This window comes from Pseudomonas pergaminensis (assembly GCF_024112395.2).
In the GTDB taxonomy this organism is placed as follows: domain Bacteria; phylum Pseudomonadota; class Gammaproteobacteria; order Pseudomonadales; family Pseudomonadaceae; genus Aquipseudomonas; species Aquipseudomonas pergaminensis.
The window spans coordinates 500516-516198 of record NZ_CP078013.2 but is presented as its reverse complement, the minus strand read 5'-3'; the positions used below and the strand labels follow the sequence as shown (position 1 = coordinate 516198).

Here is a 15683-nt window from a genome sequence, read left to right as displayed (position 1 = left end):
GACGTTTCCCCAGGAAAGCCGTCAGCCGATGAACCCAACGATTAAGTTGGTTGCACCTTGGGCGCGAATGCTATTCAACAAAGCAAATAAGGTGCAACCAGTTTCTTGAGAATAAGTTGCACCTAGGTGTGTTTTGCGGAAAACACCCCGTTTTTGCTCCTTTTCGGAGCAAGAACAGCCGATCTCAGAAGCAAACGCACCAAGGCGAAGCGGATTCCGTCGAAGGCCGGTTTTTTTCCCGATCACGATCGAAAAATTCCTGAAGAAAATGGGTTGCACCCGGTTGCACCTCTGCATGCGCAAAGCTAATCTTGCCGCCAGCTAATGCCACTCGGTAGTGGCACCCATGAGGATAAGAAAATGGCTACGACCACCCTTGGGGTCAAACTTGACGACCCGACCCGCGAGCGCTTGAAGGCGGCCGCGACCTCCATTGATCGCACGCCGCACTGGCTGATCAAGCAGGCGATCTTCAATTACCTGGAGAAACTGGAGGGTGGTGCAACCCTGACTGAACTCAATGGTTTGAGCAGCAAGGACGCTGACGACGCTGGCGAGGTCCAGACCGACCACGCCCACCAGTGCTTCCTTGAGTTCGCCGAAAGCATCCTGCCGCAATCCGTGCTGCGCGCTTCGATCACCGCCGCTTACCGTCGCCCCGAGCCGGAAGTGGTACCGATGCTGATCGAGCAAGCCCGCCTGCCGGCGCCAATGGCCGAAGCGACCAACAAGCTGGCGGCGTCGATTGCCGAAAAACTGCGTAATCAGAAGAGCGCAGGCGGCCGTGCCGGGATTGTTCAAGGCCTGCTGCAGGAATTTTCCCTGTCGTCCCAGGAAGGCGTGGCCCTGATGTGCCTGGCCGAAGCGCTGCTGCGCATCCCGGACAAAGGCACCCGCGACGCGCTGATCCGCGACAAGATCAGCACCGGCAACTGGCAGCCGCACCTGGGCAACAGCCCGTCGTTGTTCGTCAACGCCGCGACCTGGGGCCTGCTGCTGACCGGTAAACTGGTCGCCACCCACAACGAAGCCGGCCTCACCTCGTCCCTGAGCCGCATCATCGGCAAGAGCGGCGAGCCGATGATCCGCAAGGGCGTCGACATGGCCATGCGCCTGATGGGCGAGCAGTTTGTCACCGGTGAAACCATCGCCGAAGCCTTGGCCAACGCGAGCAAGTTCGAAGCCAAAGGCTTCCGCTATTCCTACGACATGCTCGGTGAAGCCGCGCTGACCGAACACGATGCGCAGAAGTACCTGGCCTCGTACGAACAAGCCATTCACTCCATCGGCAAAGCCTCCCATGGGCGTGGGATTTATGAAGGCCCGGGCATTTCCATCAAGCTGTCGGCGCTGCACCCGCGCTACAGCCGCGCACAGTACGAGCGTGTGATGGACGAGCTGTACCCGCGCCTGCTGTCCCTGACCCTGCTGGCCAAGCAATACGACATCGGCCTGAACATCGACGCCGAAGAAGCCGACCGCCTGGAGCTGTCCCTGGACCTGCTCGAGCGCCTGTGCTTCGAGCCGCAACTGACCGGCTGGAACGGCATCGGTTTCGTGATCCAGGCCTACCAGAAGCGTTGCCCGTATGTGATCGACTACGTCATCGACCTGGCGCGCCGCAGCCGCCACCGCCTGATGATCCGCCTGGTAAAAGGCGCGTACTGGGACAGCGAAATCAAGCGCGCCCAGGTCGAAGGCCTGGAAGGCTACCCGGTGTACACCCGCAAGGTGTACACCGACGTTTCCTACATTGCCTGCGCACGCAAACTGCTGTCGGTGCCGGAAGTCATCTACCCGCAGTTCGCCACGCATAACGCTCACACGCTGTCGGCCATCTACCATATCGCCGGTCAGAACTATTACCCCGGCCAGTACGAGTTCCAATGCCTGCACGGCATGGGCGAACCGCTGTACGAGCAGGTTGTAGGCAAGGTTGCCGATGGCAAGCTGAACCGTCCGTGCCGCGTGTACGCTCCAGTCGGCACCCACGAAACGCTGCTGGCCTACCTGGTCCGTCGCCTGCTGGAAAACGGCGCGAACACCTCGTTCGTCAACCGAATTGCCGACCAATCCATTTCGATCCAGGAGCTGGTGGCCGACCCAGTGGCCAGCATCGAGCAAATGGCCACGCTGGAAGGCGGCTTCGGCCTGCCGCACCCGCGTATCCCCTTGCCGCGTGACCTGTACGGCAGCGACCGCGCCAATTCGGCCGGTATCGACCTGGCCAACGAACACCGCCTGGCGTCGCTGTCCTGCGCCTTGCTGGCCACGGCTCACAACAACTGGAAAGCTGCGCCGATGCTCGGTTGCGCCTCCAGCGAGCAAGCGGCGGCGCCGGTACTGAACCCGTCCGACCTGCGTGACGTGGTCGGTCATGTGCAAGAAGCCACCGTCGAAGACGTCGACAACGCTATCCAGTGCGCTATCAGCGCCGGTCCGATCTGGCAGGCCACCCCGCCCGCCGAGCGCGCCGCGATCCTGGAACGTGCCGCCGACCTGATGGAAGGCGAGATTCAGCCACTGATGGGCCTGCTGGCCCGTGAAGCCGGCAAGACCTTCGCCAACGCCATCGCCGAAGTGCGTGAAGCCGTGGACTTCCTGCGCTACTACGCGGTGCAGGCGCGCAATGACTTCACCAATGATGCCCACCGCCCATTGGGCCCGGTGGTCTGCATCAGCCCGTGGAACTTCCCGCTGGCGATCTTCAGCGGTCAAGTCGCTGCCGCACTGGCCGCCGGTAACCCGGTATTGGCCAAGCCGGCCGAACAAACCCCGCTGGTCGCCGCGCAAGCCGTGCGCATCCTGCTGGAAGCCGGCATTCCGGAAGGCGTGCTGCAACTGCTGCCGGGCCAGGGCGAAACCGTCGGTGCGCGCCTGGTGGGTGATGATCGCGTCAAAGGCGTGATGTTCACCGGCTCCACCGAAGTGGCGCGCCTGCTGCAACGCAATGTCGCCGGCCGCCTGGATGCCCAGGGCCGTCCGATCCCGCTGATCGCCGAAACTGGCGGCCAGAACGCGATGATCGTCGACTCCTCAGCGCTCACCGAACAAGTGGTAATCGACGTGGTGTCCTCGGCCTTCGACAGTGCCGGCCAACGCTGCTCGGCCCTGCGCGTGCTGTGCCTGCAGGAAGATTCGGCAGACCGTGTCATCGAAATGCTCAAGGGCGCCATGGCTGAATGCCGCCTCGGTAACCCGGAGCGCCTGTCCGTGGATATCGGCCCGGTGATCGACGCCGAAGCCAAGGCCGGTATCGAGAAACACATCCAGGCCATGCGCGACAAAGGCCGCAACGTGTACCAGGTGGCCATTGCCGACGGCGACGAGATCAAGCGCGGCACCTTCGTGATGCCAACCCTGATCGAGCTGGAAAGCTTCGACGAACTGCAACGCGAAATCTTTGGCCCGGTACTGCACGTGGTGCGCTACAAGCGCAAAGAGATCGACCAGCTCATCGGCCAGATCAATGCTTCCGGCTACGGCCTGACCCTGGGCGTGCATACCCGTATCGACGAGACCATCGCCAAGGTGATCGACAACGTCAACGCCGGTAACGTCTACGTCAACCGCAACATCGTCGGTGCCGTGGTTGGCGTGCAACCGTTCGGCGGCGAAGGCCTGTCGGGCACTGGCCCGAAAGCCGGCGGCCCGCTGTACCTGTACCGCCTGCTGTCGACTCGCCCTACGGATGCCATCGAGCAATCCTTCGTACGTGGCGATGCACTGTCTGCACCGGATGTTCGTTTGCGCGACGCCATGAGCCAGCCGCTGACCGCCCTGAAAACCTGGGCCGACAGCAATCAGTTCAGCGACCTGAGCGCCCTGTGCAGCCAGTTTGCCGCGCAATCGCAAAGCGGTATCACCCGTCAACTGGCCGGCCCGACCGGCGAGCGCAACAGCTACGCCATCCTGCCCCGCGAGCACGTGCTGTGCCTGGCGGACGTAGAAGGCGACCTGCTGACTCAACTGGCGGCGGTGCTGGCTGTTGGCGGTTCTGCGGTATGGCCGGAAACCGACCTGACCAAGGTCTTGTTCCCACGCCTGCCGAAGGAGATTCAGGCGAAGATCAAGCGCGTGGCCGATTGGACCAAGGATGACGTGGTGTTCGACGCCGTCCTGCACCACGGTGATTCCGATCAACTGCGTGCGGTGTGCCAGCAAGTGGCCCAGCGTGGCGGGGCGATTGTCGGGGTGCATGGTTTGTCCCAAGGCGAGACAGCGATTGCGCTGGAGCGTTTGGTGATCGAGCGGGCATTGAGCGTTAACACGGCTGCGGCAGGTGGGAATGCGAGCCTGATGACTATCGGTTAACTCATGTGGGAGCTGGCTTGCCTGCGATAGCGGTGGGCCAGTGACTTAGATGTCAGCTGGCACGGCCTCATCGCAGGCAAGCCAGCTCCCACATTGACCGCATCCAACCTTCCGCCCGCGTTCTGCCCCTCCATCACGCAAATCAATCTTGCTATCCAGCATATATTCGCGCACTTAGACTCAGGCCAATTCCTCCAAAGGTAAGCCGCCATGTCCGAGACGCTGCTCAGTTCCCGCAATCTGGCTTTCGAGCTGTATGAAGTCCTCGATGCCGAGGGCCTGACCCAGCGCGAGCGGTTTGCCGAGCACAATCGCGAAACCTTCGATGCGGCCATCAGTACCGCGCGCACTATTGCCGAGAAGTATTTCGCCCCTCACAACCGCAAGAACGACGAAAATGAACCGCGCTACGAAGACGGCAAGGCCATCCTGATTCCGGAAGTGAAGCCAGCGGTGGATGCGTTCCTCGAAGCCGGCTTCCTCAACGCAGCCCGCAGCTTTGAAGCGGGCGGCATGCAACTGCCCACCCTGCTGTCGCAAGCCTGTTTCGCGCACTTCCAGTCGGCCAACGCCGCGTCCACGTCCTACCCGTTCCTGACCATGGGCGCCGCCAACCTGATCGAAAGCTTCGGCACCGACGATCAGAAACAACGCTTCCTGCAGCCGATGATCGACGGCCGTTTCTTCGGCACCATGGCCCTCACCGAACCCCACGCCGGCTCATCGCTGTCGGATATTCGTACCCGCGCCGAGCCTGCGGCTGACGGCACATATCGGCTCAAGGGCAACAAGATCTTCATTTCCGGCGGCGATCACCCACTGTCGGAAAACATCGTGCACATGGTGTTGGCCAAGCTGCCGGATGCGCCGCCCGGAGTGAAGGGCATTTCGCTGTTTATCGTGCCCAAGTTCCTGGTCAACGACGACGGCAGCCTGGGGGAACGCAACGACGTGCTGCTGGCGGGGCTTTTCCACAAGATGGGCTGGCGCGGCACCACGTCCACGGCGTTGAATTTCGGCGACAACGGCAACTGTGTCGGCTACCTGGTGGGCAAGCCGCACCAGGGGTTGAGCTGCATGTTCCAGATGATGAACGAGGCACGCATCGGCGTGGGCATGGGCGCGGTGATGCTCGGTTATGCCGGCTACCTCTACTCCCTGGAGTACGCCCGTGAACGCCCGCAAGGTCGCCTGCCTGATAGCAAGGATCCCACCACTGCGCCGGTCTCGATCATCCAGCACGCCGACATCAAGCGCATGCTGCTCACCCAAAAGTCCTACGTGGAAGGCGCCTTCGACCTCGGCCTCTACGCCGCTCGCCTGTTCGACGACACCACCACCCTGGAAACCGAAGCCGAGCGCAAGCACGCCCACGAACTGCTGGACTTGCTCACCCCTATCGTCAAATCCTGGCCCTCGGAGTTCTGCCTCAAGGCCAACGAACTGGCGATCCAGATTCTCGGTGGCCATGGCTACACCCGCGAATACCCTGTGGAGCAGTATTACCGTGACAACCGCCTGAACCCCATCCATGAAGGCACCCATGGCATCCAGTCCCTGGATTTGCTCGGGCGCAAGCTCGCACAGAATGGCGGAGCGGGCTTGAAGCAACTCATTAGACTGATCGCCGAAACCGGTGCCCGGGCGCAGCAGTACCCAAGCCTCACCCCACTCAGGGAACCGCTTGAGCAGTTGGTCAACCGCCTGCAAAGCGTGACGATCGGCCTACTGACGGATCTCGCCCACGGCAAGGTCAACAGCAGCCTGGCGAATTCGGCGCTGTACTTGAAGGTGTTCGGGCATACGGTGATTGGCTGGCGCTGGCTGGAACAGGCGATTCGCGCCGAAGAAGGCTTGGCCAAGGGCGTGGCGGCCGATGTGGCCTTCTATAAGGGCAAGCTCCAGGCTGCCCGGTACTTCCTGACCTGGGAAGTACCGAGCTGCCATCATGAACTGGCGATCCTGGAGGCACGCGATGATACGTGCCTCGGCATGCAGGATGAGTGGTTCTAACCGCTGATCAAGGCGTTCCGATCGCCTTGGCAATCACATCGACCGTGGCGCTGACTTGCTCTTGGTAACGGTCGAGTTCCTGCTGGTGAGCCTGCTGCATTTCGATCTGCTCGGCGCACAGGTTCAGCGCCGCCAGCACCAGTAACTTGTCACCGATCAGGGTCGGGTACTTTTTCTTGGTGGTGGCCAGGGACGCCTTGAGCAGGGTCACGGCGTGCATCAGGGTTTTCTCTTCCCCGGCCGGTGCCTTGATCGAGTAATCCTCTCCGAGAATCGAAACGACCTTTATCCCTTCACTCATGCGCCGACAGGCCCTGCGCTCACACGCTCAACCAGTGCCTGTATACGTGCGGCAGTAGCGCCGTGCTTCTCTTCCTGTTCCATCAGGTTCAACTGCAGGCTGTCGTTCTCATCTTTGGCACGCGCCAGTTCGGCCTTGAGGGATTCGTTGCTGCCCAGTAGGTCCTGATTCTGCTGTACCAGGTCGCTGACCAGTTGTTCCAATTGGCTGAGGGATGCTTCTAACATTTTGATTTCTCGGGCTTTTTCAAAGGGCGGTGACGATAAAGAAAATTCACCTCGGATGCCAGGGTTATCCCTGGCGCGCAGCCCGATTTTTAAGGGCCGGGCCGCACTTTCGAGCCTTAGTGACTGCATTTACCCGATCTGGTTCCTGAATCGGCCGAACCCCTCGTCAGATGCGACAAAAACGCACATGCCCCTTTAGACTTTAGTCGTACGACCGATAGAGAGGCACAGACCGTCTCATGGCCGCACGGATCGCGCTCTCCCCCCAGGATTCCCGCATGTCGCTTCGTAATATGAATATCGCTCCGAGGGCCTTCCTCGGCTTCGCGTTTATTGGCGCGTTGATGTTGTTTCTCGGTGTGTTCGCCCTGAATCAAATGAGCAAGATACGCGCCGCCACGGAAGACATCACCCTGTCCAGCGTGCCAAGCATTCGTGCCCTCGATGAGTTCACCCAACTGACTCTGCGCCTGCGGGTGCTGTCGTACCGCCTGCTGACCAACCGCGAGCCGGAGGTCCAGCAAAAAACCCTGGAAGCCTTTGAGCTGCGCAATCAGCAGATTCGCACGGCCCAGGGCATCTACGAAAAACTCATCGAGAGCAGCGAAGAGCGTTCGACCTACGACGAATACGTGCGCCTTCTCGGCCAGTACCACCAGATTGAAGAGCGCATGAAGAGCCTGTCGCGCGCCAATCAAGTCGAAGAGCTGCGCACCCTGCTCAACACCGAACTGCTGAGCAACTCCGAGCAGGTCAACGCCGTGCTCACCCGCCTGCTGGACATCAACAATAAGATGGCCCTGGCTACCAATAAAGACGCCGAAGACCAATACAACATGGCCTTCAACATGGTGGTGAGCCTTCTGGTGATCGCCACCCTGCTGACACTGCTGTTTGCGTGGCTGCTGACCCGCAGCATCACCCTGCCCATCTCCCAGGCCTTGGACGCGGCCGAAGAAGTGGCCGAAGGCAACCTGACGCGCCCGATCAACGTCGACGGCAACGACGAAGCCGGGCGCCTGTTGGCGGCCATGGCCAAGATGCAGGACAAACTGCGCGACACCCTGCAACGCATTGCCGGGTCCGCGACCCAGCTGGCGTCGGCTGCCGAGGAACTGAACGCCGTCACCGACGAAAGCGCCCGTGGCCTGACCCAGCAAAACAACGAAATCGAACAAGCCGCCACGGCGGTGAACGAGATGACCAGTGCCGTCGAGGAAGTCGCCCGCAATGCGGTGAGCACCTCCGAGGCATCGCGCAACGCCACCACTTCTGCCGGCGATGGCCGTGACCTGGTGCAGGAAACCGTCAGCGCCATCGAACGCATGAGCGGCGACGTACAGGCCACCGCCACCCTGATCGGCGACCTGGCCAATGAGTCCCGCGATATCGGCAAGGTGCTGGACGTGATCCGTGGCCTGGCCGACCAGACCAACCTGCTGGCACTGAACGCGGCGATTGAAGCGGCACGTGCTGGCGAAGCCGGTCGCGGTTTTGCGGTGGTCGCCGATGAAGTGCGCGCCCTGGCTCATCGCACGCAGCAGTCGACCAGCGAGATCGAGCGGATGATCGGCAGCATCCAGGCCGGCACCGAGCACGCAGTAGATTCGATGCGCAACAGCACCGAACGCGCGGAATCGACGCTGAATATCGCCAAAGGCGCCGGGATGTCGCTGGATACCATCAATACCGCGATCGTCGAGATCAACGAACGCAACCTGGTCATCGCCAGCGCAGCCGAAGAGCAGGCCCAAGTGGCGCGGGAAGTGGACCGCAACCTGGTGAACATCCGTGACCTGTCGGTGCAATCGGCCACGGGTGCCAGCCAGACCAGTGCGGCGAGCAGCGAGCTGTCGCGCCTGGCGGTGGACTTGAATGGGATGGTCGGGCGCTTCCGCCTCTAACTGACACGCCCCAGTCAAAATGTGGGAGCGGGCTTGCTCGCGAATGCAGTGGTTCAGTCAGCATATCTTTAGCTGATATACCGCATTCGCGAGCAAGCCCGCTCCCACATTGGATCTATAGCAACCTGTAAAAGCTTTTTGACAGCGCAGCAATTCAACAGGTTAGAATCACTGGCACGCAGACTGCATGGTCAGTTTGCGCCCCGTCTTGTTTGCTCATGGAGTACTGCCTTTGAATGCGACGACCATCAACAGCCTGTTCTTGATCGGCGCGTTGCTGGTGAGTGCGAGCATTCTGGTGAGTTCTCTTTCGTCCCGCCTGGGCATCCCGATCCTGGTGATCATCCTGGCCGTGGGCATGGTCGCCGGCGTCGATGGCGGCGGCATCATCTTCGACAACTACCCGACCGCCTACCTGGTGGGCAACCTCGCCCTGGCCGTGATCCTGCTCGATGGCGGTTTACGTACACGGGTGGCGAGTTTCCGCGTGGCACTCTGGCCAGCGTTGTCGCTGGCCACGGTGGGGGTGTTGATTACCACAGGCCTCACCGGCATGGCCGCGGCCTGGCTGTTTGACCTCAATATCATCCAAGGCTTGTTGATTGGCGCGATTGTCGGCTCCACGGACGCTGCGGCAGTGTTCTCGCTGCTCGGCGGCAAGGGCCTCAACGAACGGGTCACCGCCAGCCTGGAAATCGAATCCGGCAGCAACGACCCCATGGCGGTGTTCCTTACTGTCACCTTGATCGACATGCTCGCCAGCGGCCAAACCGGTTTACACTGGAGCCTGCTGACTCACTTGGTGCGCGAGTTCGGCATCGGCGGCGTGGTCGGCCTGGGTGGCGGCTGGCTGATGCTGCAAATGGTCAACCGCATCAACCTGGCCACCGGCCTGTACCCGATCCTGGTGATCGCTGGCGGCCTGTTCGTGTTCGCCGTAACCAACGCCCTGCACGGCAGCGGCTTCCTCGCCGTGTACCTGTGCGGCCTGGTGATCGGCAACCGCCCGGTGCGCAGCCGTCATGGCATTTTGCATATGCTCGACGGCATGGCCTGGTTGGCGCAGATCGGCATGTTCCTGGTACTGGGCCTGCTGGTCACGCCCCATGACTTGCTGCCCATCGCGTTGCCGGCCCTGGGCCTGGCGCTGTGGATGATTCTGTTTGCGCGGCCATTGTCGGTAATGGTCGGCCTGCTGCCTTTCAAAGCGTTCCACGGTCGGGAAAAGGCCTTTATCGCCTGGGTGGGCCTGCGCGGCGCGGTGCCGATCATTCTGGCGGTGTTCCCGCTGATGGCCGGGCTGCCCCATGCGCAGCTGTATTTCAACCTCGCGTTCTTTATCGTGCTGGTGTCGCTGCTGGTGCAGGGCACAAGCCTGCCGTGGGTGGCCAAGCTGCTCAAAGTCACCGTACCGCCGGACCCGGCGCCGATTTCCCGTGCCGCGCTGGAAGTGCACGTCACCAGCGAGTGGGAGCTGTTCGTCTACCGCCTGGGCGCGGAAAAATGGTGCATCGGTGCTGCCCTGCGTGAGCTGAAAATGCCCGAAGGCACGCGCATCGCTGCGCTGTTCCGTGGCCAGCAACTGCTCCATCCGTCGGGTAGTACGGTGCTGGAAGTCGGCGATTTGCTCTGTGTGATCGGCCATGAACACAACCTGCCCGCCCTGGGCAAACTGTTCAGCCAGGCGCCGCAACGCGGCCTGGACCTGCGCTTCTTCGGCGACTTCGTGCTGGAAGGCGACGCCCAGCTGGGCGCGGTTTCCGCCCTGTACGGCCTGAAGCTGGAGGGCATCGACCCGGACATGCCACTGAGCAGTTTCATCACCCAGAAAGTCGGCGGCGCGCCCATCGTCGGCGACCAGGTGGAGTGGAACAACACCATCTGGACCGTCGCGGTCATGGACGGGAACAAGATCGGCAAAGTGGGCGTCAGATTCCCCGAAGGAAGTCGCCCGGGCCCCGGACTCTTCCTCTAAACTGCGGGGCGACGACGCCCCCGATTCTTCACCTTGCAAGACCGGTCTCTATGCCTACCCTGCGCACGTTCCTCGCCACTGCCCTGCTGGGCCTGACCCTTTGTGTCGGCACCGTTCACGCGGCCGACCCGCCCAGCGCCGACGCCATCCAGCAAACCCTGGACAAGCTGCCCGACCGCAAGCTGCCCGACGCCGACATGAAGGCGCTGCAGACCATCCTGCAACAGACCCTGACGTACCTGGGCAACAAGCAGGATTACGAGCAGCGCCTGGTCGACCTCAAGCGCCAGTTGGAAGACGCGCCACGCCAGACCGGCGACAACCAGCGCGAGCTGACCCGGCTCAAGGCCACCAAAATCATCCCGGTCGCCCAGCGCTACGCCACCCTGCCGGTGCCGCAGCTTGAGCAGTTGCTGGTGCAACGCACCACCCAGCAAGGTGACCTGCAAAAAGAACTGGCCGACGCCAACAGCCTATCCATCGCCGCCCAGACCCGCCCGGAGCGCGCCCAGACCGAAATCAGCAGCAGCCAGACGCGCATCCTGCAGATCAATTCGATCCTCAAGGCCGGCAAGGACAACGGCAAAACCCTCAGCGGCGACCAGCGCAACCAGCTCAACGCCGAACTTGCGGCCCTCAACGCGCTGATCCCGCTGCGCCGCCAGGAACTGGCCGGCAACAGCCAACTGCAAGACCTGGGCAACAGCCAGCACGACCTGGTGATGGAGAAAACCGCGCGCCTGGAACAAGAGATCCAGGACCTGCAAACCCTGATCAACCAGAAACGCCTGGCCCAGTCCCAGCAGACGGTGACCCAACAATCCATCGAAGCGCAAAAAGCCGGCGGCAGCAGCCTGCTGGCCACCGAAAGCGCGGCCAACCTGAAGCTGTCCGACTACCTGCTCAAAAGCACCGACCGCCTCAACGATCTGACCCAGAAGAACCTGAAAACCAAGCAGCAACTCGACACGGTGACCCAGAGCGACTCGGCCCTGGACGAGCAGATCAACGTGCTCAAGGGCAGCCTGTTGCTGTCCAAGATCCTCTACAAACAGAAACAAGCCTTGCCACGCCTGACCGTGGACCGCGACCTGGCGGACGACATCGCCAACATTCGCCTGTACCAATTCGAGGTCAACCAGCAACGCGAACTGATCAGTTCGCCAAGTGCCTATGTGGATAACCTGCTGGCCAACCAAGCGCCGGAAGACATCACCCCCCAACTGCGCCGCACCCTGCTGGAACTGGCGATCACCCGCAGCGACCTGCTGGAGCGCCTGAGCCGTGAGCTGAGCGCGCTGCTCAATGAATCCATCACCCTGCAACTGAACCAGAAACAACTGCTCAGCACCGCCACCACCCTGCGCGCGACGCTGGATGAGCAGATGTTCTGGATCCCCAGCAACAAGCCGCTGGACACCGAATGGCTGGAAACGGTGCCGGCGCACCTGAGCAAGCAAGTCGCCACCTTGCCCTGGGCCTCCAGCGTCAGCGAACTGTATGACGGCCTGACCCAGCGCCCGCTGCTGTTCCTGCCGCTGCTGCTGTTGATTGGCGCGCTGCTATGGCGCCGTAAAAACCTGTACCAGCGCCTGAACAAGGTGCATCTGGATATTGGCCACTTCAAGCGCGACAGCCAGTGGCACACGCCCCAGGCCATCCTGATCAATATCCTGCTGGCAATGCCGGTTTCCCTAGGCTTGGCGCTGTGCGGCTACGCGCTGCAAATCGACGCCCGTGGGCAGAACGCCAACCTCGGTTCGGCCCTGCTGCAAATCGCCCAGGCCTGGCTGGTTTTCTATACCGCTTATCGCATCCTGGCGCCGGGTGGCGTGGCGGAACTGCACTTTCGCTGGGAAAAGCCCCAGGTCGAATTCCTGCAAGGTTGGGTACGCAAACTCGGGCTGGTGGTACTCGCGTTGGTGGCCGTGGTGGCCATCGCTGAACACCAACCGGCGGCGCTGGCCGACGACGTGCTGGGCATCGGCGTGGTACTCACCTGCTACGCGCTGATGGCCTGGCTGCTCGGCCGCCTGTTGCTCAACAGCCCGACCCATGAAAAGGCCTCACTGTTCCGCAAGGCCGTGGGCCTGATGTTTACCGCGCTGCCGGTCGCGCTGTTTATCGCCGTGTGCTTTGGCTACTACTACACCGCGCTCAAGCTCAGCGACCGCCTGATCAACACCCTTTACCTGCTGATGTTCTGGCTGGTGATCGAAGCCACCTTCGTCCGCGGCCTGGGCGTTGCCGCCCGGCGACTGGCCTATGCGCGTGCCCTGGCCAAACGCCAGGCCGCCAAGGAAGCCGGCGACGGCGAAGCAGTGATCGAAGAACCGACCCTGGACATCGAACAGGTTAACGAACAGTCCATGCGACTGATTCGCCTGGCCTTGCTCGGCGGCTTTATTGCCGCGCTGTACTGGGTATGGTCTGACCTGATCTCGGTGTTTTCGTATTTGGATAACGTCACGCTGTACGAATACACCAGCGGTACGGGTGCCAATATCAGCATGGTGCCGATCAGCATCGGCGACTTGCTCGGCGCGCTGATCATCATCGGCATCACCTTCGCCCTGGCGCGCAACCTGCCCGGCCTGCTCGAGGTGCTGGTGCTGTCCAAGCTGGACCTGGCCCAGGGCAGCGCCTATGCGACCACCACGTTGCTGTCGTATGTGATTGCCGGCGTCGGTTTCGTCTCCACCTTGTCCACCCTCGGCGTGAGCTGGGACAAGTTGCAATGGCTGGTGGCGGCGCTGTCGGTGGGCTTGGGCTTTGGTATGCAGGAGATCTTCGCGAACTTCATCTCCGGCATCATGATCCTGTTCGAACGCCCGGTGCGCATCGGCGACACCATCACCATCGGCAACCTATCGGGCACGGTGAGCAAGATCCGCATCCGCGCCACCACGATCACTGACTTTGACCGCAAGGACATCATTGTCCCGAACAAAACGTTCATCACCGGGCAACTGATCAACTGGTCGCTGACCGACACCATCACCCGCGTCACCCTGAAACTGGGCGTGGACTACGGCTCGGATCTGGACCTGGTGAAGGAACTGTTACTCAAGGCTGCCAGGGAAAACCCACGGGTCCTGAAAGAGCCAGAACCCCATGTTTACTTCCTCAATTTCGGCGAAAGCACCCTCGACCACGAACTGCGCATGCATGTGCGCGACCTGGGTGACCGTAACCCGGTGCTGGACGAGGTCAACCGCTACATCAACCGTGAGTTCAAGAAACAGCACATCAACATCTCGTTCCGGCAGATGGAGGTGTACCTGAAGAATATGCACGGTCAGGAATACAAATTGGTGCCGGTTGAGGATGACCGCAAGACCATCGCAGGGCCTGAGACAGAGCAAGACGCCCCCGAGCCGCCACCCGGCAAAGTCGACGATGCGCCGGAACCGCCGCCGAGCAAGCTCGACTAACTCCGCTATCCCCAGCAGAATGCTCGGACATTCTGCTGGAGATGGCCGGTGAAAGCCCTCGACGAACTGACCTTCGACAACCGCTTCGCACGCCTGGGCGACGCATTCTCGACCCACGTACTGCCTGAGCCCCTCGACGCGCCGCGCCTGGTCGTAGCGAGTGAGGCCGCGATGGCCCTGCTCGACCTTGACCCCGCCGTTGCCGAAACACCGGTATTCGCCGAGCTGTTTGGCGGCCACAAGCTGTGGGCCGAGGCAGAACCGCGGGCGATGGTCTATTCCGGGCATCAGTTCGGCGGCTACACCCCGCAGCTGGGTGACGGCCGTGGGTTGTTACTGGGTGAGGTGTACAACGAAGCCGGCGAGCACTGGGACCTGCACCTCAAGGGCGCCGGGATGACACCTTACTCACGCATGGGCGATGGGCGTGCCGTGTTGCGCTCGTCGATCCGTGAGTTTCTGGCCTCCGAAGCCCTGCACGCGCTGGGCATCCCCAGCAGCCGCGCACTGTGCGTGATCGGCTCCGACACCCCCGTGTGGCGTGAGAAACAGGAGCGTGGCGCGATGGTATTGCGCATGGCGCACAGCCATATCCGCTTCGGCCATTTCGAATATTTCTACTACACCAAGAAGCCCGAGCAGCAGGCGCTGTTGGCCGAGCATGTACTGAACCTGCACTACCCCGAGTGCCGCGAACAACCCGAGCCGTACCTGGCGATGTTCCGCGAAATCGTCGAGCGCAACGCCGAATTGATCGCCAAGTGGCAGGCTTATGGCTTCTGCCATGGCGTGATGAACACCGACAACATGTCGATCCTCGGCATCACTTTCGACTTCGGGCCGTTTGCGTTTTTGGATGACTTTGACGCGCACTTCATCTGCAACCACTCGGACCATGAAGGGCGCTATTCCTTCAGCAATCAGGTGCCGATTGGGCAGTGGAACTTGAGTGCATTGGCGCAAGCACTGACGCCGTTTATCAGCGTCGACGCCTTGAAAGAAGCCCTTGGGCTGTACCTGCCGCTGTATCAGGCGAACTACCTGGACCTGATGCGCCGCCGCCTGGGACTCACCACCGCCGAAGACGATGACCAGCAGTTGGTGGAGCGTTTATTGAAGCTGATGCAGAACAGCGGCGTGGACTACACCCTGTTCTTCCGCCGCCTGGGGGATGAGTCGGCGGCGTTGGCCGTAGCGCGGTTGCGCGATGACTTTGTCGACCTGGCCGGGTTTGATGCCTGGGCCGAGCAGTACAAGGCGCGTGTTGTACGGGATGGTGACTACAGCGAGGAACAGCGCCGTGCGCGGATGCATGCGGTGAACCCGCTGTACATCTTGCGCAACTATCTTGCGCAGAATGCCATCGCTGCCGCCGAGTCCGGGGATTACAGCGAGGTACGACGGCTGCATGAAGTGCTTTCCAGGCCGTTTGAGGAGCAAGCGGGGATGGAGCAATACGCACAGCGGCCGCCGGATTGGGGGAAGCATTTGGAGATTAGTTGTTCCTCGTAAAAA

General features: G+C 61.6%; 9 protein-coding genes and 1 pseudogene. 7 read left to right on the top strand and 3 right to left on the bottom strand.

Annotation, left to right across the window (positions count from 1 at the left end):
• Positions 1–21 precede the first annotated feature (21 nt).
• Entirely contained in the window at positions 22–279 is a 258-nt protein-coding gene (locus tag KUA23_RS02315; RefSeq protein WP_143523181.1) for a hypothetical protein, read from the bottom strand.
• Between the two features lie 81 nt (positions 280–360).
• Here KUA23_RS02315 and putA point away from each other — a divergent pair, with 81 nt between their 5' ends.
• The gene (gene putA / locus KUA23_RS02310; RefSeq protein ID WP_252993391.1) at positions 361–4314 is read left to right on the top strand and encodes a trifunctional transcriptional regulator/proline dehydrogenase/L-glutamate gamma-semialdehyde dehydrogenase; all 3954 of its coding nucleotides are present in this window, start codon (positions 361–363) and stop codon (positions 4312–4314) included.
• Between the two features lie 210 nt (positions 4315–4524).
• The gene (locus KUA23_RS02305; protein ID WP_100491654.1) at positions 4525–6327 is read left to right on the top strand and encodes an acyl-CoA dehydrogenase; all 1803 of its coding nucleotides are present in this window, start codon (positions 4525–4527) and stop codon (positions 6325–6327) included.
• A gap of 7 nt (positions 6328–6334) precedes the next feature.
• On the opposite strand, the gene KUA23_RS02300 is transcribed toward KUA23_RS02305, so the two are convergent.
• Entirely contained in the window at positions 6335–6628 is a 294-nt protein-coding gene (locus KUA23_RS02300) for a cell division protein ZapA (RefSeq protein ID WP_078046538.1), read from the bottom strand.
• Positions 6625–6855: a hypothetical protein gene (locus tag KUA23_RS02295; RefSeq protein ID WP_038844376.1), complete on the bottom strand. Its 231-nt coding sequence runs from the start codon at positions 6853–6855 to the stop codon at positions 6625–6627. The genes KUA23_RS02300 and KUA23_RS02295 overlap by 4 nt, the downstream gene beginning before the upstream one ends.
• 239 nt (positions 6856–7094) lie before the next feature.
• Between KUA23_RS02295 and KUA23_RS30185 the strand changes: the two are divergent.
• The 5 genes and pseudogenes from KUA23_RS30185 to selO form a co-directional block, all read left to right on the top strand.
• Positions 7095–7856 (top strand): annotated as a pseudogene (locus tag KUA23_RS30185) (MCP four helix bundle domain-containing protein); the annotation flags it as partial.
• A 30-nt stretch (positions 7857–7886) separates the two neighbouring features.
• On the top strand, positions 7887–8759 hold the full coding sequence (locus KUA23_RS30180; protein WP_370694346.1) for a methyl-accepting chemotaxis protein: 873 nt from the start codon (positions 7887–7889) through the stop codon (positions 8757–8759).
• A 232-nt stretch (positions 8760–8991) separates the two neighbouring features.
• Positions 8992–10734: a potassium/proton antiporter gene (locus KUA23_RS02285; protein WP_016977199.1), complete on the top strand. Its 1743-nt coding sequence runs from the start codon at positions 8992–8994 to the stop codon at positions 10732–10734.
• Between the two features lie 50 nt (positions 10735–10784).
• Positions 10785–14168 carry a mechanosensitive channel MscK gene (mscK, locus tag KUA23_RS02280; RefSeq protein WP_078046536.1) on the top strand — a complete coding sequence of 1128 codons (3384 nt, stop codon included), beginning with the start codon at positions 10785–10787 and terminating at the stop codon, positions 14166–14168.
• Positions 14169–14216: 48 nt separating this feature from the next.
• Entirely contained in the window at positions 14217–15680 is a 1464-nt protein-coding gene (selO, locus tag KUA23_RS02275; RefSeq protein ID WP_099492878.1) for a protein adenylyltransferase SelO, read from the top strand.
• The last annotated feature ends 3 nt before the right edge of the window (positions 15681–15683 follow it).